Here is a 26,501-nt window from a genome sequence, read left to right as displayed (position 1 = left end):
GGTTACTCGGCGGCTTCGGCAGCTTCGGCGGCCGGCTCCGCGGCCGGGGCCTCAGCGGTCTCGCCGGCACCCTCGGACTCGAGGTCCTCGGCGCTCGGGGCCTCGACGACGTTGACCACGAGCATCTCGGGATCCGACACCAGCGAAACGCCGGTGGGCAGCTCGATCTGGCCGGCCAGGATCTGGGTGCCGGCCTCGACGCCCTCGATCGACACGGTCAGGTGCTCGGGGATGGACAGGGCCTCGGCCTCGATCTCGATGGTGTTGGCGTCCTGGGTGACCAGGGCACCCGGAACGGCGTCGCCCTCGACGGTCACGGTGACCTCGACGTGGACCTTCTCGCCCCGGCGCACGACCAGCAGGTCGGCGTGCTGGATGTTGCGGCGGATCGGGTGGATGTCCAGCGCCTTGGTCAGCGCCAGCTGCTCCTTGCCCTCGATGTCGAGGGTCAGCACGGCGTTGGTGCCCGAGTGGCGCAGCACCGCGGCGAACTCACGGGCGCTGATCTCCAGGTGCTGGGGCTCGGTGCCGTGGCCGTAGAGCACGGTGGGGACCTTGCCGTCGCGGCGTGCCTGGCGCGAGGCACCCTTGCCGGTGCGGGTACGCACGGCGGCGGTGAGCTTGTTGGGGACGTTCTTGGCTGCGGCCTTGGCCATGATGTTGCTCCTCTAATTGCGGTACTGCGGTCAGATCGTCAGCACGGCAAGGGTCACAACACTTGAAGAAGTTCCCGCCGATAACGGTGGTCCAAAAGGTCCACCCTCGCCGTGACGCCAGGTCAGGGTAGCAAAAACCGGGCCGCTCCCAAAAATCGGCGCCGGCGAGCTACAGCGGATACGTGGTCTTGGTCAGCTGCTCAGACAGCTCCCACAGTGCCTTCTGGGTGTCCACCCGCCTGGCCAGCGGGCTGCGCCCGACCGGCTGGCTGGGGCCGAACTGGCCGAACCGCGGCCCGATGAAGCTGTCACCGGGGACGTCCTGGGACGCCGCGAACAGCGTCTGACGGGCGCCGAACGACGGATCGCTGGCGAAGACCCGGTTGGCGGTCGCCATCAGCCGGGCGCCGAACTTGTTGCCGGTCTGGCCCTGCAGGTTGGTGGCCGAATACCCGGGGTGGGCGGCCAGCGCACGCACCTGCGAGCCCGATGCCGTCAGCCGGCGCTGCAACTCGGAGGTGAACATCAGGTTGGCCAGTTTGGACTGCCCGTAGGCCAGCCACGCCGAGTACGGCCGCGATTTCCAGTTGAGATCCCGCAGGCTGATCTGCCCGAACAGATGCATCAGCGACGACACCGTCACCACCCGGTCGGCGATCTTGGGCAGCAGCAGGTTGGTCAGCGCGAAATGGCCGAGGTGGTTGGTGCCGATCTGGCTCTCGAAGCCATCGACGGTCCGGCTCAGCGGGACGGCCATGATGCCGGCGTTGTTGATCAGCACGTCGACGCTCTCGACCGTGTCGGCGAACTCGTGCACTGAGGCCAGGTTCTGTAGGTCGAGCTTGCGTACCTCGACCTGCCCGCCGGTCATCGTCGCCGCGGCTGCGGTGCCCTTGTCCAGGTTGCGGACCGCGACGGTGACCTTGGCGCCGACGCGGGCGAGCTCGCGGGCGGTGACGAGACCCAGTCCACTGTTGGCGCCGGTGACGATCACCCGGCGGCCGGTAAACGAGGGCAGGTCGGCGCTGGTCCATCCACTCATGCTGACCACCCTACGGTCGCGCCGGCACTTCTTCGCAGGTTCACTTCTTGGCGATGTTGAAGCCCGCGATGATCGATTCGATGTCCGGTCCCTGCGCGGCAGCCTCGTCGGCGTAGGTCGTCACGGTCAGTTGGACCAGATAGCGCTGCGGGGGCTGCAGCCCGTCGTTCGCGATGACGACGCGGTTGTAGCTCTGCATGCGCTTGCCGTTGAGGTCGTAGCTGCCCTCGATCATCGCCGACGGGAAGCTCTTCCAGTCCGCGTTGGATGCGTTGAGCTGCTTGAAGTTCTCCGCCAGTTGGGCATCGGCGTAGCCGTGGTCTTTGAGGGCCTTGGGTACGTCGAAATCGCCGTGCAAGGTGAAGGCCAGCATCATCGCGGTGGGGTAGGTGTTCCCCTTGGCGATCATCCGGGTACCCGGGGCCAGGTTGGGATTGTTGTAGGTGTGCCAGCCCGGCGGGTTCGGCATGGTGACGTTCAGGTGTGGGATCTTCTCGGGTGCGATGGGCTCGCCGACGACGCCGGAGTCCTCCAGGTACTGCCACAGGGGTACCGGCTGGTTGTCCGCAGGGGCGGCCGGAGTCGTCGAACTCGTGGTCCAGATCGACTTGTAGTCAGGCGTTTCGGCGCCACAGCCGGTGACCAGGACCGCCATCGCGGCGCCGGTGGCGAGCAGCCGCTTCACAGAATCTCGCGCACCGAATCGATCGGCCGGGCCAACCGGGTGCCGTTGTCGGTCACGACGAACGGCCGCTCGATCAGGATCGGATTCTCGGCCATCGCATCGAGCAGTTCCTCGTCGGATGCGTCGGCCAAACCGAGTTCGGCGTAGAGGGATTCGCGCTTGCGCACCGCAGTCCGCACGTCGATGCCGGCGTCGGCGATCAGTTGCTTGATCTCGTCACGCGTCGGCGGCGTCTTGAGGTACTGCACGACCTCCGGCTCGATCCCGTTCTCGCGCAACAGATCCAGGGTCTTGCGCGAGGTCGAGCATTTCGGATTGTGGTAGATGCGGGCCATCTAGGCGGACCCGTCGAACAGCCCGGTAACCGAACCGTTCTCGAACACCGCACGGATGGTGCTGGCCAGCAGCGGCGCGATGGACAGCACGGTCAGCTGCGGGAACTGCTTGTCGTCGGTGATCGGCAGCGTGTTGGTGACGATCACCTCGCGGGCACCGCAGTCGGCCAGACGCTGGGCGGCCGGGTCGGACAGCACGCCGTGGGTGGCGGCGATGATGACGTCCTTGGCACCGTCTTCGCGCAGCAGCTTGACTGCGCCGGCGATGGTGCCACCGGTGTCGATCATGTCGTCGGTCAGGATGCAGGTCTTGCCCTTGACGTCACCGACGACGCGGTTGGCCTTGACCTGGTTGGGCACCAGCGGGTCGCGGGTCTTGTGGATGAAGGCCAGCGGGACGCCGCCCAGCGAGTCGGCCCATTTCTCGGCGACGCGCACCCGGCCCGAGTCCGGCGACACCACGACCACGTCGCTGTCGGCGTAGTTCTCGGCGATGTAGCCACACAGCAGCGACTGGGCGCGCATGTGGTCCACGGGGCCGTCGAAGAAGCCCTGGATCTGATCGGTGTGCAGGTCGACCGAGACGATGCGGTCGGCGCCGGCGGTCTTGAGCAGGTCGGCGACCAGGCGGGCCGAGATGGGCTCGCGGCCGCGGTGCTTCTTGTCCTGGCGTGCGTAGGGATAGAACGGCAGGATCGCGGTGATCCGCTTGGCGCTACCGCGCTTGAGCGCGTCGATCATGATGAGCTGCTCCATGAGCCACTGGTTCAGCGGCGCGGGATGGCTCTGCAGCACGAACGCGTCGCAGCCGCGCACGGACTCGTCGAACCGGACGAAGATCTCGCCGTTGGCAAAGTCGCGGGCGGTCTGCGCGGTGACCTCGATACCGAGTTCCTTGGCCACTTGTTCTGCCAGTTCCGGGTGCGCGCGCCCCGAGAACAGCATCAGGTTTTTTCGATTGTCGGTCCAGTCCGTGGCCACTTGGCTGCCTTCGCGGTTGGGGATCGATACGGAGCAATCGTACGTAGCGTTTCTGGTTGTTCGTAGCCGGGTTACCAGATTGCCAACACGAAACGTCGGATTGCCCGGCCCAGCGGTGCCGACTGTGGCGTTCCGGCACGCGTTTGCCACGGATTTCGTGCACACGCGCCACGCTCGGCCCCGGTGGTGGCCGGTGGTGGCCGGCCTACTCCTCGGGGGCCTTGCGCGCGGCCTCTTCTGCTGCCGCCGCTGCCGCCGCAGCAGCCGAACCCGGGCGCTTGCGTTGCACCCAGCCCTCGATGGTGCGTTGGGCGTTGTCCGAGACCGCCAACGCGCCGGGCGGGACGTCGTCGCGCAGCACGGTGCCCGCACCTGTGTAGGCGCCGTCGCCCACGTTGACCGGGGCGATGAACATCGTGTCGGAGCCGGTGCGCACGTGCGAGCCGATGGTGGTCCGGTGCTTGGTCTCGCCGTCGTAGTTGACGAAGACGCTGGAGGCCCCGATGTTGCTGTGGTCGCCGATGTCGGCGTCGCCGACGTAGGTCAGGTGAGGCACCTTGGTGCCCGTGCCGATTGTGGAGTTCTTGGTCTCGACGAACGCGCCGAGCTTGGCGTCGGCCCCGAGGATCGTGCCCGGCCGCAGGTAGGTGAACGGGCCGACGGTGGCTCCGGCTCCGATCACGGCGAGCTGACCATGGGTGCGCACCACCGATGCGCCGTCACCTACCTCGACGTCGGTCAGCGTCGAGTCCGGGCCGATCTCGCAGCCGGCGCCGATCTCGGTCGTGCCGAGCAGCTGGGTGCCGGGGCGCACGACGGTGTCGCGGCCGATGGTGACGTCGACATCGATCCAGGTGGTGGCCGGGTCGATGATCGTGACGCCGGCCCGCTGATGGCGGGCCACGATGCGGCGGTTGAGTTCAGCGCCCAGATCGGCGAGCTGCACCCGGTCGTTGACGCCGGCCACCAGCGCGCTGTCGTCGACATGCATGGCCCGCACCGTCCGGCCGTCCTGCCGCACGATCGCGATGACGTCGGTGAGGTACAGCTCCTGCTGCGCGTTGTTCGAGCTCAAGCGGCTCAACGCCGAGCGCAGGTCGGCGATGTCGAAGGCGTACACCCCGGCGTTGACTTCGCGGATCGCCCGCTGCGACTCGGTCGCGTCGGCCTGCTCGACGATGCCGATTACCTCGTTGTCCTGGGTACGCAGGATGCGGCCGTAGCCGGTCGGGTCGGGCACGGTGGTGGTGAGCACAGTGGCAGCAGCCGTCGCGGCACTGTGGGTCTCGATGAGACCGGCCAGCGTGTCCGCATCGAGCAGCGGGACATCACCCGAGGTCACGACGACCGTGCCGGCGAATTCGTCGGGCAGCGAGCTCAGGCCACAGGCCACGGCGTGGCCGGTGCCCAGCTGCTGGTCCTGGATGGCGACGTCGATGGTGCGGCCCAGCTTCTCCGCCAGCTCACCGACCGCGGGGGCGATGCGCTCACGGTCGTGGCCGAGAACGACCACCAGATGCTGGGCAGCCGCATTGGCCACGGTGTGTACCGCGTGGCTGAGCATGCTGCGGCCGGCCAGGGTGTGCAGCACCTTCGGGGTGTCCGAGCGCATTCGGGTCCCGGCACCTGCTGCCAGTACGACGACGGCGGCCTCGGTGGTCGACACAGGTGCCCCTTTCTCGCCGAGCGACCGTGTCTGTACGCCGACAAACCGTCAACACCGGCATTCTGCGGTCGTTCGCGGGATCGTGAGCTCCGTCGCCAGGACTCGAACCTGAACTATCTGAACCAAAATCAGAGGTGCTGCCGATTACACCACGACGGAATGTCCGGGAGAGACTCTAGTCGAACGGTCTAGCCTTATATGCGTGGCAGCACCCGAGAAGGAAGTGCGGGCCCCCCGGGCCCGGATGACCGGCAACGAACGGCGACAGCAGCTCATCGAGATCGCCAAGTCGCTGTTCGCTGAACGGGGCTATGACGGAACCTCGATCGAGGAGATCGCGCAGCGCGCCAACGTCTCCAAACCAGTGGTCTACGAGCACTTCGGCGGCAAAGAAGGCCTGTACGCCGTCGTCGTCGACCGGGAGATGTCGGCTCTGCTGGATGGCATCACCTCGTCGCTTACCAACAACCGGTCCCGGGTGCGGGTCGAACGCGTGGCGCTGGCCCTGCTGACCTACGTCGAGGAGCGCACCGACGGCTTCCGCATCCTGATCCGCGATTCACCCGCCGCGATCACCTCGGGCACCTACTCGACGCTGCTCAACGACGCGGTCAACCAGGTCTCCTCGATCCTGGCCGGGGATTTCTCCCGGCGCGGGCTGGATCCCGAACTGGCACCGCTGTATGCCCAGGCGCTGGTCGGGTCGGTGTCGATGACCGCCCAGTGGTGGCTCGACGTGCGCGAGCCCAAGAAGGAAGTGGTGGCCGCCCACGTCGTCAACCTGATGTGGAACGGGCTGACCCACCTGGAGTCCGACCCGATCCTGCACGAGGAGTAGCGGGCTCATTCGTTCGCTCGCCCGACGGCGAGTCGGTAGGCAACACCAACTGCAACTCGGGGGTTGCAATACCGGGGATCTATGTGCAACTCTTGGGTTGCAACAATCCCGGCGGAAAGGACCCCCGATATGACCACCGACTACGACCGCATCGAGCGCGAGATCACCATCGACGCACCGGCGCAACGCGTCTGGGACCTGGTGAGCGAACCCGGCTGGTACATCAATGAAGAGCGGATCACAGAACACCACATCGATCGTGACGGCGACGTCGCCGTTGTCACCGATCCCACGCACGGGAGGTTCGCGTTCCGAACAGTCTCACTCGATGAGCCGCGCTACGCGGCCTTCCGGTGGCACATCGACGCCGACGACCTCGACAGCTCCTTCACCCTCGTCGAATTCTGGATCACCCCAGCGCCATCCGGCGTGGTCCTGCGGGTCGTCGAGAGCGGGTTCGCCTCGCTCGACGAGCCCGAGGCCAACCGCCGGTCCCGGTTCGACGATCACTGCGGAGGCTGGCCGGTCGAGCTCGGCCTCGCCCAGAAGTATCTGGTGGGGGCCGCCGCCGATGCATGAAAATGCCTCACCGGTGCAGGTTTTCGCTGCACTTGCCGATGACAGCCGGTGGCAGGTTCTCGTTGCACTCGGGCGCCGGCCCGCGTCGGCCTCGGCGCTGGCCGACGAACTCCCGATCAGCCGTCAGGCCATCGCCAAGCATCTGAAAGTGCTCACCGACGTTGGCCTGGTGGTAGCCACCCGGGCGGGGCGTGAGATCAAATACGAGGCGGTAGGTGCTCGGCTCAGCGAGGTGGCGAGACGGCTCGACGGAATAGCGGCGGGTTGGGAACGCCGGCTCGCCAGGATCAAGGATGTTGCTGAGCGGGATGCCTGACGGCAGCTCAGCCGAGCCGTTGGGTCTTCGCGCAAGCGCTCATCCCTGATCCCGCGCGAGCAGGTCCGCCGTCGTCTCCCGACGCACCAACACCCGCGAAGCGCCGTCGCGCACCGACACCACGGGCGGGCGGCCCACCATGTTGTAGGTCGAAGCCATGCTGTGTTGGTACGCGCCGGTGCAGGCCACGGCCAGCAGGTCGCCGGCATGGATGTCGGCGGGCAGCTCGACGTCGTGCACGATCTCGTCACCGGCCTCGCAATGCCGTCCCACCACGGTGGCCACCATGGTCGGTCCGAGCGGATGTCGATTGGCCAGGGCCACCGTGTATTTCGCTCCGTACAGGGCGACCCGCGGGTTGTCGCTCATGCCGCCGTCCACGGCGACGAACGTGCGCCCGCCGGGTTGGGACTTCACCCCGCACACCCGGTACAGGGTCACCCCGGCCCGTGCGCTGATGGCGCGGCCGGGCTCGACGACCAGACGTGGCCGCGGGAACCGTTCGGCCGCGCACGCCGCGGTCAGTTCATCGTCGAGGACGGCGGCCAGCGCTCCGATGTCGAGGGCTGCGTCGCCGCGGACATACGGAACCCCATGACCGCCACCGATGTTGAGCTCGGTCAGCACCAGGCCGTGTTCGGCGCGGATGTCGGCCATCGCGCCGATCAACCGGCGCACGGCCACTCCATAGGGCGCGGGGTCGGTGATCTGCGAGCCGATATGGCAGTGCAGGCCGACAAGATCGAGGTTCGGGGTGGCCAGGATGCGGGCGGCGGCGCGGGCGGCGCGGCGATCGGCCAGCGCGAATCCGAACTTCTGGTCCGTCACCCCGGTGGTGACCGCACGATGACCGTGGATGTCGATGTCGGGTGTGACCCGGATCAGTACCGGCTGGGGCCGACGCGCCAACCCGGCCAGGTAGGTGATCTCCATCGGGGAGTCGACCACTATCCGGCCGACCCCGACGTCGATCGCATCGCGTAATTCGTCGCATGACTTGGCGTTGCCGTGCATCACGATGCGCGCCGGGTCGACCCCGCCCGCCAACGCTGTCGCCAGCTCGGCGGCCGAGCAGACATCCAGTCCGAGGCCTTCCTCGGCAACCCAGTGGGCAACGGCGGTGGTTAGCAGTGACTTGCCCGCATAGACCACCTCTGCCTGGCCGAGGGCGGCGCGGTAGCGCCGGGCGCGGGTCCGGAAATCGGTCTCGTCGAGCACGTAGGCCGGAGTGCGGTATTCGTCGGCGATGTCGGTCAGCGGCACCCGGCCGACGGTGATCCTGCCCTGCTCGTCGACCCCTGTGGTCAGCGGCCAGATGTTCGGATCGAGTCGTGGTCGGGTGGCGCCGCGAAGTGAAGGCAGGATGTCCAGCAAGGTCATGACTCCACAGTCGGCCGTGCCGGGGCCTGCGTCATCGGGCTTGACGGTTCCTTGACGCTGCAGGGGCGGATCCTGACGCGAACGCGTCGGAGTTCAATCTGCAGGCGCCGATATTTCACTGAGTAGCAGTACGACTCGTTGCAGCGAGCGAACCGCACCATCTGCGTCCTCACCGATAGCGGCAGCGGCTGTTGCCAATTCGGTCCCGGCGACTGTCATTCCGGCGGCGCTGAGCCCTTCCGCGAGGCCGGCCAACCGCTCTCGCGCTGCCCGACTCTGATGACGCAACCCGCGGCGCAACCAGCCGGCGAGTTCGAGGCGGGCGCGTTCGAGTGGCCCGGCCGGCGCGTCGGGAGGGGCCGGCGGGAGCTCACGGCCAGAGGCCGCCTCGGTCGCGAGCACCAGGGCACGGTCTTGCGTCAACACCGCCAACGGTTCGCATATCAGCCGTCCGGCACGCCGGTGTACCCGGACGCTGACGCGGTGCAGGTTCCCGGCTTCCAGGACATCGGCGAGTGCGTCGACCGCGCCCGGCGCCGCAGCTGAATGCCCCAGCACCAAGCGGGTGTCGCCATCCGGTCCGGTCACGTCAGCCACCAACTGTTGTGCCGCAGCGTCAAAGCCCCAGTCGTGCACCGCATCCACGGTCAGCACCCGGATGCCGTCGCCGAGCCGGCGGGGGCACACGAACGCGGGCCACGATTCGTGGCCGATACCGTGCGGCAGTGTCCCGGCATCCCAGGCGGCGGGGCTCAGATCGTGCAGCGAGGTGCGGCCCCGCTCGGCGCTGATCTCGATGAGGCCCAAAGCTCGGCGCCGCGCGCCCGTCGTGACCACCTGCCCTTGCGCCACCCGCTGCAGTCTCGTGCCCAGGATCCGGCGTTCGGCGGCCGGTTGCAGGCCCGACCAACGGCGTTCCAGCACTGACACCGAGCCGGTGTCGGGATCGGCGAGATAGACCCGGGCGCCGACGCCGTGTTCGTCGCGCCATGACTCGGCGCCCAGCGAGATCAGCCGCAGGTGGGCCAGCTCGGTTTCGCCGGGCACCCCGACGCCGAGAATCTCCCCGGCGGTGCGTTGCGGTGCATCCAGTTCGCCGGCGGCCGCGGCGGCGCGCAGCCGGGCCGGGGCCTCGGCCACCAGCGTGAGCAGCGCCTCCGGATCTGCGTCGGTACGACGCTGGTGCAGGGCCTCGCGTTGCCTGCACAGTTCCTCCAGGTCGGCGGCCACCCAGCTCCACCCGGCGCGACGGGCCTGTTCGGTCAGGGCGCCCAGCCGGGCGTCGAGACCGGCGTCCTCGGACGAGGTCCCGTCCGACCACAGCGAAACGATCAGCGCATCGAGGTCGGCGGCGAACCCGTCGACTTCGGGTCGGCGATCCGTGTCACTACCGAGGGAGACCACCATTTCGCGGGCCATCGTCGAGCCGGCATCCCCGGCCGCTCGAAACGCCCACACTGCCACGGCCAGGTGGGCGCAGCCGCTGACGTCGCGGCAGTCGCAACGGGCATGGGCCAGCGCGGACGGCGAGAAGAACTGCACGGTGTTCAGCGGCAGGCGGGCGGTCGGAATACCGTCCGGTGCCGACAGGCGCACCGTGCCGCGTGCCATCCGCCGCGCCGCGGCCAGCGTCGCCGGAGCCAGTGCCTGCGTCAGGCTTTCATCAGTGAATTCTGCTGGGCTCCAATGGCCTTTGGTCTCCTTCGGGGCGTCATGGTGCCCGTCCTGGTACGCCAGTACCAGCATCACGCGGTGCCGGCACCAGCCGCTGGCCGGACAACTGCACGCGGCATCGCGGACGGCCGTCCCCACCGGCAGCGTGGTGACGACGCCGTCGTCGAAGCGTGCGGTGACCGCGCCGTCGTCGCCGATATCGAGGATGGGCCCGCGGCCCGCGTCGAGATCCTTCCGTGCGCGTTTGACGAAGCCGGGGTTGGCCAACGCGGTGAGCGCGTCGGTGGTCAGGTCGAGCAGATCGGCCCGGGCGCTCATTCGCGAACTTTCTCGGCGAGCCAAACGGCCAACTCACCCGGGGTCATGGCGGCCACCTCCGCACCGGCCGCCACCAGTTCCCCGGCCAGCTCGTGGTTGTAGGCCGGGTTGGCGTGGCGGTCGAGGGCGGCCAGCCCCAGCACCTTCGTCCCGCCGGCCACCAACTCGCGCACCCGGCGGACCAGCAACGGCGCCGAACCGCCTTCGTAGAAGTCGGAGATGACCACCACGACCGAACGATGCGGGCTACTGATCCGTCCGGCTGCCCAACCCACGGCTGCGGCGATGTCGGTGCCGCCGCCCAACTGGACTTTCATCAACAGCTCGACAGGGTCGACCAGCTCGTCGGTCAGGTCCACCACCTGGGTGTCGAACGCCGCCAGGCTGGTGTCCATGCCGGGTAGTTGCCACAGGCAACTGGCGAGCACCGCCGAGTGGATCACCGAATCCACCATGGACCCGCTCTGATCCACCAGCAGCACGATCCGCCACCGTTCGGTGTGCCGCTGCGTGCGGCTGGAGAACAGCGGCCGCTGCAGGTAGAGCCGCTGCCGCTGCGGGTCCCAGCGGTCCAGGTTGGCTTTGACGGTGCCGCGGAAATCGAAGTTGCGGGCGATCGGGACGGGTGAGCGCCGGCGACGGTCCAGGCTGCCGGTGAACGCCCGGCGCACCTCGGTGTCCAGTTCGGCCAGGAGCCGACGCACCACTTCGGCGATCAGTCGCCGCGCCGCCGCCAGCACCTCCGGATTCATCAGGTGCTTGGTCTGCATGACGGCCCGCAGGAGCGACTCGGAGGGTTCGATGCGTTCCAGCACGTCCAGTCGCGTCACCACCTCGGTGATGCCGAACCGCTCGACCGCATCGCGTTCGACCCGTTCGATCACCTCCTGCGGAAACAGCGTGTGCACGGCGTCGATCCAGTCCGGCACGCTCAGCGTCGAGTCCCCCTGACCGCCGGACCGCTCACCCCGTTCGGCGCGGTCCGGATCGCGGCCGTAGAGCCACTCCAGTGCGGCATCGGCCGCGCCGAGCTCTCCGGTGGCAGAACCGAGCGCGCCGTCGGCGGCCGCGCCCAGGAGTAATCGCCACCGCTGCAAGGGTTCTGGGACGTCGATCACGGCCACACCCCCCAGGACCGCAGCCGGTCGACGGCGCGGCGTTCGTCGGCAGCGGCCGCGGCCACGGCCTGTGGATCCGCGTCGAGACGGCGTAGCAGCACGCGCCGCGACACGTTGGCCGCGCCGTGAAGCTCCAGCACCGCGTCGGCCACGTCGCCGCGTTCCCGGGGCGGCAACCACGCGAACGCGGCGCGCAGGGCGGGGAGGGCGCCGACGAAATCGTCGCCGTGCAATCCGCCGATCAGCCTGTCGAGTCCGGCCACGAAGCCGGCATCGGAGATCAACTCCTCGCGGGCCAGCGCGAGCAATCCCGCCAGCGCATCGCCGAGCCGGGCCACCGAGACCGAGTCCAGCACGGCCAGCGGATCGGCGTCGGCCGCTGAACCGAGGCTGATCACGGCGCCGAGCGCCGCGCCCCGGCTCGCCGGATCCGACCGGTGCGACGCCGCCTTGCGGTGCAGCACCGCCACGATCCGATCGTCCATGGAGGCGAACAGCTGCGCGCGCACCAGATCTCGTAAACCGATCATCAACCGGAGGTGACCGTCGATCTGTGCGGGGGCCACGGCAGCAGGCGGCTCCAACAGCCACACCGCACGGTCGGCGATCGCCTCGACGGCGTCGAGACATCCGGGCACGTCGTCGAGACCGAGCAATTGCGGATTACGGGCCAACGGCAGCAGCACCCGCAGCGCCGCGCCCAGTGCCCCGAGATCGGTCTCGGCGGCCACCGTCTCGCGGAGTCGGCCGATCACATCGGCCTGTACCGAGCCCAGCCCGGCCGCGGCCGCAGCGTCTACCGCAGCGGCGAGTTCGGCAACGCCGATGTCGGGGCCGCTGATCATGGAGCCCCATTTGTTGCGGGCAGCGTCGAGCAGGGTGGCCCCCCACGCGCCGGCTTCGATGAGTGCGGCCAAGCGGCTGGGCGGATCGCCGAGGTGCCACTGCTCGGTGGGTTCGCGGCCGGCGTCGAGGGCCCATCGTGGTCCTGCACGGCGCTGGGTTCCCGGTATGTCCAGCAGCGCCAGGCGGTGCAGCACCCGGCTGCGCCGACGGTCGTTGTCGGACAACAGGTCCAGGGTGACTTCACCTGTCCCGGGCAGGTCGTGGGCGGCCAGTTCGGCGGCAACCGCCGCCACCAACGGCGGCTGCGGCGTACCCGCCGCGAGGGCACCGACCGCCTCGCCCGAGAGCACGTCCATCACCTCGACCAGCACCGGATCCGTGCCGGGCGCCAGCGGGCCGGGGTAGCTCCACGGCAACGGCACCACGAGCGCCTCGGTGACCCAGCAGGCCGCGACCGAGTCCAGCCAGTCACAGCGCAGCGGAACCTGGTGCCCACGCAGCCGGGCCAACCCGTGCGCGTGCGTGTACACGTTCTGCAGGGACGCGGTCGACACCGGTAACTTCTTGTTCCGCAAGCGGTCTCGCGTACGGTGTAAGAGCTGTCGCCCTGCGGCCGCGACACCGTTCTCCCAGGCCCACTGGTAATAGGAGGGCGACGGCATGCCCGATGCGTACCCGGTGAACGCATCGAGTTGGTGGAAGCTGAACGGCACCAGATACGAGCCGTGCCGGGAATCCGCTTCGGGGACGGGAACTGCCGGCGGTGTCTCGGATTCCGGTAGTCGAGGCCACAGCTGGGCCAGTGCGGGTGCGTGATAGCCGCCGCACACCACGAGAACCGGACCCTCATTCCGGCGGACGGCCCACGCGATCCAGCGCGCCATCAGGTCTTCGCGGGCGGCATTGCCCGTCGATCCGGGATCGTCGCCGCGCAGGCCCGTGAACCACACCGACAACCGCTGCGCCACCACCGCGGGATCTTCTTCGGATTCGAACAGGTGGTCCCACAACGCATCTCGACTGTCGATGCCGAGTTCGCGGGCTACCGCCGCAGTGTAGTCCGCGGCGCGGTGTTCGGACGCTTCGTCGGGGTCGTCGGCGTACCGGTTGGTGAATTCGGCGAAGGCGTCGTGCCACGCGGGTAGGTCGATGAACCGGACCTGCGCGCCGACGCGGCGGCCCGTCCGTAGCGCCTGCCACTCCGGTGAGTGTTCGGCCAGCGGCGACCATGAGCCGCGATGCACTCCTGGCGCGGACAGGTAACTGTAGATCGCGATCGGCAGCCGGTGCGCGGCGTCGAGTTCATCGATCCTGCCGTTGAAATCGCATGGTCCCTCGATGAGCACGTGCGCCGGGCGCAGCCGCTCGATCTCGGCGACCACCATGCGGGCGCATGCCGGCGAATGATGGCGCACTCCAACAATTCTGGGCTCATCAAGGGCTGCCATGGTCACGGCAGCAGGTCGCGCGCGGCGTAGAACTCCCGCCAATGCCGCCCTCGGCGTTCGGCGACCTTCTGTTCGAAGTAGCGCCGCAGCTTCGCCCGGTCGTCGGCGTCGTCTTTCACCACGGTGCCGCCGATGCTCTCGGCCAGATCGGCTGGACTGCCCTGGCGTTGGCCCAGATACCAGGCTCTGACCCCCACGGCATGCGCGACGTTGACGGCCTCGGCGGTCGACATCACCGCGCTCAGCCGGTCCATCGCACTGCCCCCGTCGTCGCGCAGGTCACGGAACGTGCGCACCAGCAGTTCGAGTACGGGCTCGGGCACCGTCACCGGGACGCCGCTACGTTCCAGCAGCGTCTGCGACGCGCGGGCCACCAGGTCCAGCTCGACATCGAAATCGAGGATGGGAAAGACGGTTTCGAAGTCGAACCGGCGCTTGAGCGCCGCGCTCATCTCGTTGACGCCGCGGTCCTTGGTGTTGGCCGTACCGATGATGTTGAAACCTTCGCGGGCATAGAGCATGCCGTGTTCACCCGCGAGCTCCGGCACCGCCATGACCCGGTCGCTGAGCATGCTCAGCAGACTGTCCTGCACTTCCAGCGGGGTGCGGGTGATCTCCTCGAACCGCACCACTTTGCCCTCGCGCATGCCGGTGTACAGCGGGGCAGGGACAAGAGCGTTGAGGCTCGGACCCTCGTTGATCAGCAACGCATAGTTCCACGAGTACTTGATCTGGTCCTCGGTGACCGACGCCCCGCCCTGGATGGTCAACGTGGAACACCCGCTGATCGCGGTGGCCAGCAACTCGGACAGCAGCGACTTGGCCGTGCCCGGCGCGCCGACCAGCATCAGGCCGCGCCCGGTGGCCAGGGTGACGAGCATGCGTTCGACCGCGGCGACCGGCACGACGACCTTTGCGGTGATGCCACGCGCCCGCTCGCCCAGGACGAAGGCGCGTGCAGACCGCAGCCCCATGCTCCAGCCGGGTGGCCGGGGTTCGGAAGTGTCTGCGGTCAGCCTTGCCAGCTCGGCGGCGTAATCGATCTCGGCCGGGGCACGTTGCAAGTTCTGGTCAGCCACGTAGGCCCTCCAGGTCACGGATCAGTTCACTCGCGGTGATCTCGTCGAGCTTGCCGAAGGGCTTCGCGTCGACGGTCCACTTCCCGGGAGTACCGACAACGACGCCGTCGATGCTCTGTTCGGGGAAGAAATCGAGGGCCCCGACGGCAAGGCCTTCGGAGAGCCCGGCGACCGCTCTCCAGCCACCCGGCAGCGGCTTCTCCATTTCGTGGATCACGCCGGCATCCTGTGGCATACCGCGTTCCCAGCCGCGATTGGTCAGGCCGAGGATCTTTCCGGTGGGGACGACGATATTGCTCCACCGGGTGAGTTCGGTGCTGGACTTCTCGGCCTCGGTGAGTCGGTAGGTGTCGCGGCCGAGCTGGGTAAAGGGCTGCAGCAGTTCGTAATCGGTGAACAGCTGACCGAAACCGCCGGCGTCGGCCTCGGGAAGCTCCAGTGCGTGCGGCAGTCCGATGACGGCATCGTCGGCCAGCGTGATCGGCTCGTCGTCGGCGTCGGTGTACTGACCGTCTTCGGCGACGCGGAAGCACCGGTCGATTCCGGCGTCGGTGTAGGTGGCCCACACCAGCCGCTGCACCAGGTGCCGCACCAACGGATGGCCGGCCAGGAACTGCTCGAACACCGGCACGCTCCAGCGGCGGCGTGCACACATCGCCAACTCGAGGCGCAGCACCTGCTGCCCCGCAACGGTGCGGGCGTCCTTCTTGAGTGCCCTCCACCGGGCCGTGGCGGCGGTGGCCAACTCGGCGTCGTCGTCACGACGCGCCTTGGGAAGCTCCTTGAGCCGGGCCCCATCGCTGTCGCGCACAAACGGTTTGAGGGCTTCGTCGAAGCCGACCCTGAACTGCCGCGGACCGAAATCCAGCAGCATGGTGCCGTCCGGTTGCAGCCCCAGGTCGGGCGCCAGGCGGTCTTCCAGTTCGGCGGTCGTCAGGCCCCGGTCGTCGGCGATCTGAGTGATCTTCTCCCGGGCGTGTTCCTGCAACGCCTTGAATTTGACCTTACTGGCGATGCCGTTGAGCATCATCAGCGCGACATCGGAGCCGATCCCGGCCAGCACGTCCAGGCCGACGACGGCTCGCTTGTGCTGAGATTCGCCGGGCCAGGCCCGCACAAACGGCGTGAACCGTCGCGCGGTGTCGTCGTTGCCGAACAACCCCAGGCTGGTCATGGCCCAGCTGTCCTTGCTGGGTGCACCCGCAGCCAGCCACGCCGAGAACAGGTCCCAGCCGAAGTCGGCCAGTGAGTCCGCGGTGCAGGCGTCGACGACATGGCCGATCCCGGCGTAGACGCCGTCCCCGGTGGGGAAGGCCAGCATGGTGCCGAGGTGGTCGACGGCGTTCAGCGGTAATGGCTTGCCGGAGTGCAGTTTTGGTCGCCGCCATGCGGCCGGTGCCCAGTAGGCCGGCAACTTGCTGCGCTTCGTCGGGTACAGGTCGGTGGGGTCCTCGTCGAGCATGGCCGTCACGGCTGCGGTCACGTCGTCGCGGTGGTACGCCGCCGCGGTGGACAGGATCAGCTCGCGGTGTCCCTGGACAGCCATGGCCCGCAAGGCTGTTGCGGCATTGTCCCTGGACTCGCCCGGTTTGCCGATGGCCGCGGGGATCAGCCCGGCGGCAGCGTGTTCGGGGTGGGTGCGCAACCAGGTGTCGGCCTCGCTGCGCAGGGTTTTCGAGAGACGGAAGGCGCGCGCGGCCAAGGGGGCAAGCTCGACCGCGCCGAAAACGATTGCCGTGGAAAGGTGTTCGGAGGGACGGCGGCGCACGACCGAAACCAGCCCGGGCAGCGCGTCGACTCCGTGCTTGGCCAGTACGTATGTCTCGCCGTAATCGGTTTCCACGGTCCCCGCCAGCGCATTCCACAGTCGTAACCCGAACCCGGGGGTGATGCGGTCGAGTACGTCTGCGTGGTCGCCGCACAGCGACTCGCCGCGGACAGCCACCGAGGCCCACCGTGTGGTGTCCCGGTAGGCCTGGGCCCAGGCATGGAAGGCCGCGACGCTTGCCGTGACGTCGCCGGTCTGCAGTGCCGCGGCGACATTCTGCACCAGCTGCGGCGGGACGTCGCTGGTCGAGTTCCAGGTGTAGCGGGCGCTGCACATCGCCTCCGCTACCTCGGCCACTTCGGCGGCGGTGACTTCGCCCCGAACGCGCGTGTTCAGCTTCTGAAACAGACCCCGTAATCGACCTTGGTTCGCGCCACCGGACGTCGGATCGTCTTGGCGGCTGGGTGTGCCGTATCTCGAACGTCGTGCCCATCTTTCGCGTTCACCGTCGCGCCAGCGCGCCACGGGCGCCAGCGGCAGTGGCTCCAGACCCTCGACCAGAAGCTGTTTCCGCTTGGGCCGCAACCAGGGAGGATCGGCCAGCACCTGCGGCAGTTCGTCGGGTGCGGCCTCATCGTGATGGCTAGTGAGCTGCTCGGTGACGCTGTCGAGCGCGTCGGCGGCACTGCCCGTCAACCAGGGCCGCACCGCTTCCGCCAGCTCGCGATGCTTCGCCACCAGGCCGCTGAGCAGGATCCGGGATGTGGCGGCGTCGCGACCACCGTCGCCGACTGCCTGGGCGAGCCCGGCGATAGTGGCTGCCGGCCAGCGGTCGACGGCGGCGCGCAGCCGTAGTTGATTGGGTTTGCCCGCGTTGGCGGCACCGGCCAGCGCCCGGATGGACTCGGGCAGCCCGATCCGCGCCAGCGCGTCGCCCGCCGGGTCGATGGTGGCGTGGGGGATCAAAGTGCTCAGCGCCGCGGATCCCCGGTTGACCACCAGGGCGTTGACGTGGCGTGGCGTGCGCTCGAAGGCCCAGTATTCACTCCGCTTTCGGGGCCGGACCCGGTCGATCAGCTCCGGATCGGTTGCGGTGGCCTGCAGCCAGGGCAGCGATTCCTCACCCGAGCCGGCGAGTTCGGCGATCAGCTCGTGGCTGAGGTCCGGGGCATCAGGCAAGGCCAAGGCAAAGCCCGCGCGGCGCACGGGTGCCAGGTGCGTCGCGGCCGCCTGTACGGTCGCGACGATCTGCGCGTATTCCTCCTCGCTGGCTATGCAGGCCAATCGGCGCAGCATCTCGAAGTCGACGTCGGAGCTGAAGGGGTCGCGCGGGTCCTGGGGACCGTGCCAGGTGTCCGGGTGGTCGAGCAGATGGACTCGATAACTCCGACTGGAACTGTCCCAGTCAGAGATGCGGTTGACGCGCAGCGATTCGATCAGGGTGTGAACGGCCTCCAGAAGCCCGTTCTTGGCCGCGATCGCATGCAGCAGACCGCCGTGTCGGGTCGCGGCCAGCAGCACGGCGTTCTCAGCCCGGGTGTGCTCGTTCGGCTGCCGGTTCAAGGCCGAGATCACGGTGTCGCGGATCGCCGGATCGGTCTGATCCAAGTCGATCGCTTCCCGGCATTGTGCGATCGCCTCGGCCGCGGCCTGCCAGTCGGGTTCCGGAATGTTGGTCGGTGGGTGGGCGCGGGTCGGGAGCGCTACGGCGGTGAATTTATCGTCGAGAAGAACGGGGTCGCCGTCGGCCAGCCAAGGCGGGACGTCCCGGTGTGACTCATTGCTGTGTGACTCCACTGCATTCCCCTCATCCGCGGCGCTGTTCGCCACCGGGAGTTAAGCATCCCGAGGACGCCCAGACGGGTCCGATCGCGGAGAATTCCGGCCCCGCTACGGGTTTCGTCGAGCTTGCATATCGCTACTTGGGTGCGGCTTCGCGTGCCTTGCGCTTGTTCTCGGCGGTGAGGTAGCAGCCGGTCACCACCTGCAGGACCGCGTTGGTCTGCGAGCCGAACGACAATCTGCCGTCCTCGCTGTCGGTGATGGTCAGATCAGTCGACTCGTCGCCGACGGGGTTCTCGGTCCGTCCGGTCACGTTGGTGTAGCCATGCCTGGCGGCGATGTCGATGACGGCCTGCGACGCCTGCTCCCACAACGTGGCGGGCACCGGGACCTCGGAGACGAAGTTCTGGCCGAAGTAGCGTTCGCCGTCGGTGGATCCGAACTCGCCGCAGTTGCTGCTGCGCTCTTCTCGATGGGGTAGCCATCGCGACCCCGGCACAATCCGCGACAGCTCGGTGGTGATCTCGGTGATCATCTTGTCGCGGTCGGCGAGGACCTCTTCGGCGTCACGGCGGCCCAGCAGGGTGCCGAGTTCCTCAGGGGTGCCGAAGCCGTAATCGCCTTCGGCGGGACCTTTGTACTCGGACTCAAACATCGGACCGCAGCCTGTCAACGTGAAGGCCAGCAGCAAAGTGATCACCAGACGCCACATCAATCCTCCACCTTCACAAAGTTCTTGTCCTGTCCCAACCCTGCCACGACGACGGCCTGGTTGTAGAGCGCTGTGGTGTCGACGAACGAGTACTTGCTGTGGCCCGTCGACTCGTTGCGGGGGCCCAGCGCGGTGGTCTCGGAGTTCGTGGACAAGTCGATGAAACCGGGCAGGCTCGACGGGATCGAGGAACCGAATCGGCCCAGGTCGGCGACGATGTCGTTCTTGGCATGTTCGACGAACACGTGGCCCTCGGTCAGGTGCAGATCCGACGGTGTGGTCTGGCCGAAGAACTGCCACGGATTGGTCTCCAACCCGGGTGACCCCATGAACACGGCGTCGTCGGCGGCCGTGCCGCGCTGCAGGGCCTCGCTGGCCAGGGTCGAACCGTAGGAGTGGCCGAGGACGGTGAGATGCGGGTCGGTGTCGCGGGAGCTGTCGAGCCCGTTGATGAACGACGCGAGTTTGGGTGCGTTGTCGTCGGCGTAGTGGGCGCTCCCGGCCTGGGCCAGATTGGACGGCGGCTCGTAGCCCAGCCAGGCCACGGTGGCGACGGTCTCGTTGCCCTTGCCCGCCTTGTCGAGCACGCGCTCGGTCTCGCTCTTCAGCCATTCGGACTGCTCGATGTACGTCGGCAGGTCATTGCCCTCGTTGGGCTTGTCGTAGGTCACCGAACCGGTTCCCGGCACATAGACGCTGACGTGGTCGGCGGTGTCGACGTTGCCGGTCGCGACCGCGACCTTGGGGTGCTCGCCGTCGAAATCGAGGACAAGAAGCTGCCGGTCGTTCTTGGACAGGGCGTCGTCGATCGCGGCGATGGTGCCCTTCTCCTCGGAGGTCAGGTTGGGGTCGTTGCGCAACTTGGCGAGCCGGTTGCGGTTGGCCGAGTCGCGCGCGGTACCGGGCACCCCGTCGAGATTTCCGACCCAATCTGGCCGCTCGACGATGATGCGGTTCTGCTCCTCTTCGCTCAACGAGTCCCACCACTGGTTCACCTCGGTATCGGTGGCCCCATCGGGCGGCTTCAGGGTGTCGAGATCGCGCTTGAACGGCGATGCCGGCGGGTCGCCCAATATGTTGCTTGCCTGCGGGCCATCGTTTGAGGAACCGGTTTTGAGGGCGTTGGCCGTCGCTGCGTCGACCGAGTCGAATTGCTGGAGAAGGGCTTTCAGCGTGGCGGTGTACGCCGCGGCCAGCTTGGGTGTCATGAGTTTGCCGGCGCCAGTGACGGTGCCGTCGTCGGCGACGGTAGCGCCCAGGCTCACCGCTTGTTTGGCGACGTTGAGGATCTCGGTGCGTAGCGGCGTGAGGTTGGCTCCACCCACCTGTAACGCGGCCTGGGAGTTCTGCAGGCGGGTCCGGAGGCGGGTCTGATCGTCCAAGTTCTTGTTGCCGCGGGCAATTGCCGCGTCAGAAGCGGTGCCTTTCCACGCACCGGCCAGATCAGTCAGGGTGTTTCGTTGGCTGTTGATCAGCCCGTCCAACTGATCGATCTTGCCCTGCAATTGGTTTGCGGCATCAGACAGCGCGGTCGGATTGCTGGCGGTGACGGTGGAGATCGTGACGGTCATCGGCGAGCTCCGCCCATCACTACTCCTGTCTGAAGATCTGCTGTCAGAACGCTAGCAGCATCCGGACGGGGCTCGACGCGCCAAAATCAGGTCCTACCGAAGGGCCTCGTGTCAGTGGTGGTGGCGATGAACCCGTTGCCCTTCTGCGGGTCGGCCATCCGGCAGGCCAACAGAATGTCGTCGGTGTGGATGCACGTGGCGTTGCCCAGATCGAAGCGTTGGCCCGCGGGCAGCATCGGCGCCTCGTCCTCGGTGATGCCGTCGACCGGGCTGAGTGGCTCTTCGGTGCGGGAGAAACTCATCGGAATCGCGCCGTTGGTGGTGCCGTAGCTGAACAGGTGCGCGAGGTTGGCGTCGTTGGGGGCGCCGACGAACGGCCCGCGACAGTCCAGCGCGTACATCGCCCGGTGCTGGGTGGTCATGCAGACGAAGCCCTCGGGCGTGCGGAACCCCTGCACCGGAAATCCTTGGTCCTCGCGCAGGACGTACTGCGCCGCGTCGACGGCGGGGTAGGCGGCGAAGTCAGGTATGCCGTCCGGCCCGAGATGCGTCGGCACCGACTCGTGCTGGGAGTCCGACGTGTGCCGGCTGGTGAGCCAGATCACCGCGAACACCGCCGTCAGGACCACAACGAGCGCTGCCGCGAAACGCTTCATCGCTCCATGATCGCCCGGGACCGATCGGGGCGGAGCCGAAATCCCGGGCCCGTAGAATGGCCCCATCATGACCGCACCGGGGCACAACCATGTTCAGACCCCGATTGCGGGTCTCGTCGAGCTGGCATTAACCGATCCGTCCCTGCAGGACGTCCTTCACCGCGCCGCCGACCGGCCCGCCGATCTCGCACTCGTCGGGCCGGCCAGTGCCCGCGTGCTGGTGGCGGCCGGGCTGGCCCAGCAGGGCCCGTTGCTGGTGGTCGCCGCCACCGGCCGGGAAGCCGACGATCTGACCGCCGAGTTGCGCGGCGTGTTCGGCGACGCTGTCGCCCTGTTCCCGTCCTGGGAGACGCTGCCGCACGAGCGGTTGTCCCCGGGTGTCGAGACCGTCGGTGCCCGGTTGTTGCTGCTGCGTCGGCTGGCCCATCCCGAGGACACGACACTGGGCTCGCCGCTGCGTGTGGTGGTCACCACGACCCGTTCACTGCTGCAACCGATGGCCCCCGACGTTGTGGGCACCGAGCCCGTCACCCTCACCGTCGGTGCCGAAGCGGAGTTCGAGGCGGTCATCACCCGGCTGGTCAACCTGGCCTATACCCGCGTCGACATGGTCGGCAAACGCGGGGAGTTCGCCGTGCGCGGCGGCATCCTCGACCTGTTCCCGCCCACCGCCGAGCACCCGGTGCGCGTCGAGTTCTGGGGCGACGAGATCTCCGAGATACGGATGTTCTCGATCGCCGACCAGCGCTCGATTCCTGAGATCCCGGTGCAGAACGTGGTCGCCGTGCCGTGCCGCGAACTGCTGATGACCGCCGATGTGCGCGAGCGTGCCGCGGTCCTGTCCGCCGAGCACCCCACCCACGAGAACAGCGTGACGGGAAGCGTGCCCGACATGCTGGCCAAACTCGCCGAGGGCATCCCGGTCGACGGCATGGAGGCGCTGCTGCCGCTGCTGCATCCGGTGCAGCCCACGACGTTGACGCATCACCTGCCCGACGGGGCCCCGGTCCTGCTGTGCGACCCGGAGAAGGTGCGGACCCGGGCGGCCGACCTGATCAAGACCGGGCAGGAGTTCCTCGAGGCATCGTGGTCGACGGCCGCGGTCGGCGGGGATGCGCCCATCGACATCGAGGCACTGGGCGCGTCGGGATTCGTCCCGTTCGACCAGGCGCGTGAAGACTCCGTCGCCGGTGGGCACCCGTGGTGGACGTTGAGCCAGCTGCCCGACGGCAAGGCCATCGAACTCGACCTGCGGCCGTCGCCGTCGGCGCGCAGCCAGCAGAGTCTCGACGAGATCTTCGCCATGTTGCGCGCCCACGTCGCCACCGGCGGGTACGCCGCGGTGGTCACCCCGGGCGCCGGTACCGCACACCGCGTCGTCGAGCAGCTCGGCGAATCCGACATTGCGGCGACGATGCTCGAGCCGGGTGCGGCACCCAAGGCCGGCGTGGTCGGGGTGCTCAAGGGACCGCTGCACGACGGTGTGATCCTGCCCGGGGTCAACCTCGTGGTCATCACCGAGACCGATCTGACCGGTAACCGGGTGACGGCGTCGGAGGGTAAAAGGCTTGCGGCCAAACGGCGTAACGTCGTCGATCCGCTGGCGCTGTCCGCCGGGGATCTGGTGGTGCATGATCAGCACGGCATCGGCAAGTTCGTCGAGATGACCGAGCGGGTGGTGGGCGGAGCCCGCCGCGAATACCTGGTGCTGGAGTACGCGTCGTCCAAACGCGGTGGTGGATCGGACCGGCTGTACGTGCCGATGGATTCACTCGATCAGCTGTCGCGGTACGTCGGCGGTGAGGCGCCGTCGCTGTCCAAGCTCGGCGGAAGCGACTGGGCCAACACGAAAACCAAGGCGCGCAAGGCTGTTCGTGAGATCGCCAGTGAACTGGTCGCGCTGTACGCCAAGCGGCAGTCGGCGCCCGGGCATGCGTTCGGCCCAGACACTCCATGGCAGAACGAGATGGAGGACGCGTTCGGCTTCACCGAGACCATTGACCAGCTGACCGCGATCACCGAGGTCAAATCCGATATGGAGAAGCCGGTTCCGATGGACCGGGTGATCTGCGGCGACGTGGGTTACGGCAAGACCGAGATCGCGGTGCGAGCGGCGTTCAAGGCCGTGCAGGACGGTAAGCAGGTGGCGGTGTTGGTGCCGACGACGCTGCTGGCCGATCAGCACCTGCAGACCTTCACCAACCGGATGGCCGGTTTCCCGGTGACGGTCAAGGGGTTGTCGCGGTTCACCGATCCGGCGGAGTCGCGGACCACGATGGAGGGCATGAAGGACGGTTCGGTCGACGTCGTGATCGGCACACACCGGCTGTTGCAGACCGGTGTGACCTGGAAAGACCTGGGTCTCATCATCGTTGACGAGGAACAGCGGTTCGGCGTCGAGCACAAAGAGCACATCAAATCGATGCGTACGCATGTCGACGTGCTCACGATGAGCGCCACCCCGATCCCGCGCACCCTGGAGATGAGCCTGGCCGGCATCCGCGAGATGTCGACGATCCTGACCCCACCCGAGGAGCGTTATCCGGTGCTGACGTACGTCGGTCCGCATGACGACAAGCAGGTGGCCGCGGCGTTGCGTCGTGAGCTGCTGCGTGACGGGCAGGTGTTCTACATCCACAACCGGGTGCGCACGATCGACCAGGCTGCGGCGCGGATTCGTCAAATGGTGCCCGAAGCCAGGGTCGTCGTCGCGCACGGGCAGATGAACGAGGAGACGCTGGAGAAGACCGTCGAGGGCTTCTGGAACCGGGAGTACGACATCCTGGTCTGCACCACGATCGTCGAGACCGGCCTGGACATCTCGAACGCCAACACGCTGATCGTCGAGCGGGCCGACACCTTCGGGTTGTCACAGCTTCATCAGCTGCGCGGCCGGGTGGGCCGCAGCCGCGAACGCGGATACGCCTACATGCTCTATCCGCCCAATTCACCACTGACCGAGACCGCCTACGACCGGCTCGCCACGATCGCGCAGAACAACGAGTTGGGTGCCGGCATGGCCGTGGCCATGAAGGATCTGGAGATCCGCGGTGCGGGCAACGTGCTTGGCGCCGAGCAGTCCGGCCACGTGGCCGGTGTGGGATTCGATCTGTACGTGCGGCTGGTGGGCGAGGCTGTCGAGGCGTATCGAGCCGCTGCCGACGGGAAAACCGTTGCCACAGCGGAGGAGCCGAAGGAAGTGCGGGTCGACCTGCCGGTCGACGCACACCTGCCCCCGGAGTACATCGGCAGTGACCGGTTGCGGCTGGAGGGCTACCGACGGCTGGCCGCGGCTTCGGATGAGGACGCTGTCCGGGCCGTCGTGGACGAGCTCGTCGACCGGTACGGCCCGTTGCCCGAGCCTGCGCAGCGCCTGATTGCGGTGGCGCGGTTGCGGCTGTTGTGCCGGGAGTACGGCATCACCGAGATCGGTGCGATGTCGGCCTCGACGATCCGCTTGTCGCCGCTGGTGCTTCCCGACTCCGCGCAGTTGCGACTCAAGCGGATGTACCCGGGCGCGCACTACCGGGCCACCACCTCGGTGGTGCAGGTGCCGATCCCACGCGAGAGCGACGGAATCGGCTCGCCGCGGATCCGCGACCTCGACATTGTCCAAATGGTTGCCGGTCTGGTGCTGGTTCTTCATGGCAAAGGCCAGTCGGATGTTGATATAACGAAGTTCTCGCAGGTAACTGGGGAGGTATGACCATGACTGTTGTTCTGGTTGATCCCCGCCGCCCCTCGCTGGTCCCGGTCGAAGCGATCGAATTCCTGACCGGCGACGTGCAGTACACCGAGGAAATGCCGATCAAGGTGCCGTGGACGCTGCCCGCGGCCCGGCCCATCTACGGCGATGACGAAGACAACCCGGCCCCGGTGCTGCTGTCCTCGGATCCTGAGCATCCGGCGGTCAAGGCCCGTTTGGCGGCCGGCGACCGGTTGATCGCGGCTCCGCAGGCGCAGGCGGGGGAGCGGCTCGTGGACGCCGTGGCGATGATGGACCAGCTGCGCACCGACGGGCCGTGGGAGAGCGAGCAGACCCACGATTCGTTGCGTCGCTATCTGCTGGAGGAGACCTACGAGCTGTTCGACGCGGTGCGCGGCGGCAATGCCGACGAACTGCGCGAAGAACTCGGCGATGTACTGCTGCAGGTGCTGTTCCACGCCCGCATCGCCGAGGATGCACCCGTTCATCCGTTCAACATCGACGACGTCGCCGATTCGCTCGTGCGCAAGCTCGGCAACCGCGTGCCGGCAGTGCTTGCCGGAGAGTCGATTTCACTGGACGAGCAGCTGGCCCAGTGGGAGGAGCGCAAGGCTCAGGAGCAGAAGGTGAAGGCCCGCGGGTCGTCGATGGATGACGTGCCCACCGGGCAGCCGGCTCTGGCTCTGGCGCAGAAGGTGCTGGCCCGGGTGGCCCAGGCCGGGCTGCCCGCAGACCTGGTACCTGCCGCGCTGACCTCGGTGGTGGTTTCGGCGGATGCTGATGCCGAGAATGACTTGCGCAGTGCGATTTTGGAGTTCATGGACACCGTCCGAGTGGTGGAGTCCGACGTGGCCGCCGGCCGGCGGGGCGAGGACGTTCCCGAGGAACTCGACGTGACACCGCTGGGTTCGATCACCGAGGACGAGTGGCGGGCGTACTGGCCGGGTGCGGTTGTCGAGCTCGAGCCTGAGCCCGATGCGGACGACGAGTTCGAGGCGGATGACGAGCTTGACGCCGAGCCCGAGCCCGCGGTGGAAGCCGCGAACGACGAAGACGCAGAGGCAGAAGCTGAGTCCGCGTCCGACGCCGACGCGGAGGGCCCGGCCGCGGATGAAGCGGCTGAGGATGAATCGGCTGACGAGGGCGAGTCGGAGTCTGAACCCGACGAGGACGATCACCCCCGCGACTGACGGCGGACGCGTCGCTGCCAAGTCGAGTCTGCCGCGCGCGTAACGCCAGGGCGAATTCGAGCCGGCAGATTCATACGGTCAATGCAATTTCCGTGACTAGGGAGGTTGCAGGTGCCGCCGGCTTATCCACGTGTGATGCGGCGAGAGTTTTTCGA

At 67.8% G+C, this 26,501-nt stretch carries 20 protein-coding genes and 1 tRNA gene; 5 read left to right on the top strand and 16 right to left on the bottom strand.

Going from position 1 to position 26,501, the window contains the following annotated elements:
- Nucleotides 1–2: 2 nt before the first annotated feature.
- From ACWEFV_RS30880 to ACWEFV_RS30850, 7 genes are all read right to left on the bottom strand, one after another.
- Nucleotides 3–656 (bottom strand): 50S ribosomal protein L25/general stress protein Ctc, encoded by a 654-nt coding sequence (locus tag ACWEFV_RS30880; RefSeq protein WP_450072992.1) that lies wholly within the window; start codon nt 654–656, stop codon nt 3–5.
- A 169-nt stretch (nt 657–825) separates the two neighbouring features.
- A complete protein-coding gene (locus tag ACWEFV_RS30875) occupies nt 826–1,698 on the bottom strand; it encodes an oxidoreductase (RefSeq protein WP_450072991.1) in 873 nt (290 codons plus the stop codon).
- Nucleotides 1,699–1,738: 40 nt separating this feature from the next.
- Nucleotides 1,739–2,383, bottom strand: a complete 645-nt coding sequence (locus ACWEFV_RS30870; protein ID WP_450072990.1) for an LpqN/LpqT family lipoprotein — start codon at nt 2,381–2,383, stop codon at nt 1,739–1,741.
- The gene (gene arsC / locus ACWEFV_RS30865; protein ID WP_135457834.1) at nt 2,380–2,718 is read right to left on the bottom strand and encodes an arsenate reductase (glutaredoxin); all 339 of its coding nucleotides are present in this window, start codon (nt 2,716–2,718) and stop codon (nt 2,380–2,382) included. The genes ACWEFV_RS30870 and arsC overlap by 4 nt, the downstream gene beginning before the upstream one ends.
- A complete protein-coding gene (locus ACWEFV_RS30860) occupies nt 2,719–3,699 on the bottom strand; it encodes a ribose-phosphate diphosphokinase (protein WP_135457833.1) in 981 nt (326 codons plus the stop codon).
- A gap of 205 nt (nt 3,700–3,904) precedes the next feature.
- Nucleotides 3,905–5,365 carry a bifunctional UDP-N-acetylglucosamine diphosphorylase/glucosamine-1-phosphate N-acetyltransferase GlmU gene (gene glmU / locus ACWEFV_RS30855; RefSeq protein WP_450072989.1) on the bottom strand — a complete coding sequence of 487 codons (1,461 nt, stop codon included), beginning with the start codon at nt 5,363–5,365 and terminating at the stop codon, nt 3,905–3,907.
- Between the two features lie 87 nt (nt 5,366–5,452).
- Nucleotides 5,453–5,524: transfer RNA gene (locus ACWEFV_RS30850), tRNA-Gln, on the bottom strand.
- Nucleotides 5,525–5,609: 85 nt separating this feature from the next.
- Here ACWEFV_RS30850 and ACWEFV_RS30845 point away from each other — a divergent pair.
- The 3 genes from ACWEFV_RS30845 (at nt 5,610) to ACWEFV_RS30835 (ending at nt 7,098) form a co-directional block, all read left to right on the top strand.
- Nucleotides 5,610–6,203 (top strand): TetR/AcrR family transcriptional regulator, encoded by a 594-nt coding sequence (locus tag ACWEFV_RS30845; RefSeq protein WP_167858178.1) that lies wholly within the window; start codon nt 5,610–5,612, stop codon nt 6,201–6,203.
- A 129-nt stretch (nt 6,204–6,332) separates the two neighbouring features.
- A complete protein-coding gene (locus tag ACWEFV_RS30840) occupies nt 6,333–6,782 on the top strand; it encodes an SRPBCC domain-containing protein (protein WP_450072988.1) in 450 nt (149 codons plus the stop codon).
- Nucleotides 6,775–7,098, top strand: a complete 324-nt coding sequence (locus ACWEFV_RS30835; RefSeq protein WP_450072987.1) for an ArsR/SmtB family transcription factor — start codon at nt 6,775–6,777, stop codon at nt 7,096–7,098. The genes ACWEFV_RS30840 and ACWEFV_RS30835 overlap by 8 nt, the downstream gene beginning before the upstream one ends.
- A 39-nt stretch (nt 7,099–7,137) precedes the next feature.
- On the opposite strand, the gene lysA is transcribed toward ACWEFV_RS30835, so the two are convergent.
- The 9 genes from lysA to ACWEFV_RS30790 all read right to left on the bottom strand — a co-directional run bounded on the left by lysA (nt 7,138) and on the right by ACWEFV_RS30790 (nt 21,450).
- On the bottom strand, nt 7,138–8,478 hold the full coding sequence (lysA, locus tag ACWEFV_RS30830) for a diaminopimelate decarboxylase (RefSeq protein WP_450072986.1): 1,341 nt from the start codon (nt 8,476–8,478) through the stop codon (nt 7,138–7,140).
- A gap of 93 nt (nt 8,479–8,571) precedes the next feature.
- The gene (locus tag ACWEFV_RS30825; RefSeq protein WP_450072985.1) at nt 8,572–10,470 is read right to left on the bottom strand and encodes an SWIM zinc finger family protein; all 1,899 of its coding nucleotides are present in this window, start codon (nt 10,468–10,470) and stop codon (nt 8,572–8,574) included.
- Nucleotides 10,467–11,588: a VWA domain-containing protein gene (locus tag ACWEFV_RS30820; RefSeq protein WP_450072984.1), complete on the bottom strand. Its 1,122-nt coding sequence runs from the start codon at nt 11,586–11,588 to the stop codon at nt 10,467–10,469. The genes ACWEFV_RS30825 and ACWEFV_RS30820 overlap by 4 nt, the downstream gene beginning before the upstream one ends.
- Nucleotides 11,585–13,849 (bottom strand): DUF5682 family protein, encoded by a 2,265-nt coding sequence (locus ACWEFV_RS30815; protein WP_450072983.1) that lies wholly within the window; start codon nt 13,847–13,849, stop codon nt 11,585–11,587. The genes ACWEFV_RS30820 and ACWEFV_RS30815 overlap by 4 nt, the downstream gene beginning before the upstream one ends.
- Nucleotides 13,850–13,884: 35 nt before the next feature.
- Nucleotides 13,885–14,961, bottom strand: a complete 1,077-nt coding sequence (locus ACWEFV_RS30810) for an ATP-binding protein (protein ID WP_450072982.1) — start codon at nt 14,959–14,961, stop codon at nt 13,885–13,887.
- The gene (locus ACWEFV_RS30805; protein WP_450072981.1) at nt 14,954–18,526 is read right to left on the bottom strand and encodes a DUF4132 domain-containing protein; all 3,573 of its coding nucleotides are present in this window, start codon (nt 18,524–18,526) and stop codon (nt 14,954–14,956) included. The genes ACWEFV_RS30810 and ACWEFV_RS30805 overlap by 8 nt, the downstream gene beginning before the upstream one ends.
- 121 nt (nt 18,527–18,647) lie before the next feature.
- Complete coding sequence (locus ACWEFV_RS30800; RefSeq protein ID WP_450072980.1) at nt 18,648–19,223, bottom strand: LppA family lipoprotein; 576 nt, start codon at nt 19,221–19,223, stop codon at nt 18,648–18,650.
- Nucleotides 19,223–20,794, bottom strand: a complete 1,572-nt coding sequence (locus ACWEFV_RS30795) for an alpha/beta hydrolase (RefSeq protein WP_450072979.1) — start codon at nt 20,792–20,794, stop codon at nt 19,223–19,225. Before ACWEFV_RS30795 ends, ACWEFV_RS30800 begins: the two co-directional genes overlap by 1 nt.
- Before the next feature lie 86 nt (nt 20,795–20,880).
- Nucleotides 20,881–21,450 (bottom strand): hypothetical protein, encoded by a 570-nt coding sequence (locus tag ACWEFV_RS30790; RefSeq protein ID WP_450072978.1) that lies wholly within the window; start codon nt 21,448–21,450, stop codon nt 20,881–20,883.
- Between the two features lie 67 nt (nt 21,451–21,517).
- Here ACWEFV_RS30790 and mfd point away from each other — a divergent pair, with 67 nt between their 5' ends.
- Together mfd and ACWEFV_RS30780 are read left to right on the top strand one after the other, a co-directional pair.
- A complete protein-coding gene (gene mfd / locus ACWEFV_RS30785) occupies nt 21,518–25,156 on the top strand; it encodes a transcription-repair coupling factor (protein WP_450072977.1) in 3,639 nt (1,212 codons plus the stop codon).
- A 2-nt stretch (nt 25,157–25,158) separates the two neighbouring features.
- The gene (locus tag ACWEFV_RS30780; protein ID WP_450072976.1) at nt 25,159–26,346 is read left to right on the top strand and encodes a nucleoside triphosphate pyrophosphohydrolase; all 1,188 of its coding nucleotides are present in this window, start codon (nt 25,159–25,161) and stop codon (nt 26,344–26,346) included.
- Nucleotides 26,347–26,501 lie beyond the last annotated feature (155 nt).

This window comes from Mycobacterium sp. NPDC004974 (genome assembly GCF_053600815.1).
This window is presented reverse-complemented; position numbering and strand designations above follow the sequence as displayed.

Excerpts from the sequence above, each read along its gene's own strand:
- ACWEFV_RS30875 (WP_450072991.1), bottom strand. The coding sequence starts at position 1,698 with ATGAGTGGATGGACCAGCGCCGACCTGCCCTCGTTTACCGGCCGCCGG.
- ACWEFV_RS30835 (WP_450072987.1), top strand. The coding sequence starts at position 6,775 with ATGCATGAAAATGCCTCACCGGTGCAGGTTTTCGCTGCACTTGCCGAT.
- ACWEFV_RS30795 (WP_450072979.1), bottom strand. The coding sequence starts at position 20,794 with ATGACCGTCACGATCTCCACCGTCACCGCCAGCAATCCGACCGCGCTG.
- ACWEFV_RS30845 (WP_167858178.1), top strand. The coding sequence starts at position 5,610 with ATGACCGGCAACGAACGGCGACAGCAGCTCATCGAGATCGCCAAGTCG.
- ACWEFV_RS30790 (WP_450072978.1), bottom strand. The coding sequence starts at position 21,450 with ATGAAGCGTTTCGCGGCAGCGCTCGTTGTGGTCCTGACGGCGGTGTTC.
- ACWEFV_RS30880 (WP_450072992.1), bottom strand. The coding sequence starts at position 656 with ATGGCCAAGGCCGCAGCCAAGAACGTCCCCAACAAGCTCACCGCCGCC.
- mfd (WP_450072977.1), top strand. The coding sequence starts at position 21,518 with ATGACCGCACCGGGGCACAACCATGTTCAGACCCCGATTGCGGGTCTC.
- lysA (WP_450072986.1), bottom strand. The coding sequence starts at position 8,478 with ATGACCTTGCTGGACATCCTGCCTTCACTTCGCGGCGCCACCCGACCA.
- ACWEFV_RS30840 (WP_450072988.1), top strand. The coding sequence starts at position 6,333 with ATGACCACCGACTACGACCGCATCGAGCGCGAGATCACCATCGACGCA.
- ACWEFV_RS30780 (WP_450072976.1), top strand. The coding sequence starts at position 25,159 with ATGACTGTTGTTCTGGTTGATCCCCGCCGCCCCTCGCTGGTCCCGGTC.
- ACWEFV_RS30800 (WP_450072980.1), bottom strand. The coding sequence starts at position 19,223 with ATGTGGCGTCTGGTGATCACTTTGCTGCTGGCCTTCACGTTGACAGGC.
- ACWEFV_RS30825 (WP_450072985.1), bottom strand. The coding sequence starts at position 10,470 with ATGAGCGCCCGGGCCGATCTGCTCGACCTGACCACCGACGCGCTCACC.
- arsC (WP_135457834.1), bottom strand. The coding sequence starts at position 2,718 with ATGGCCCGCATCTACCACAATCCGAAATGCTCGACCTCGCGCAAGACC.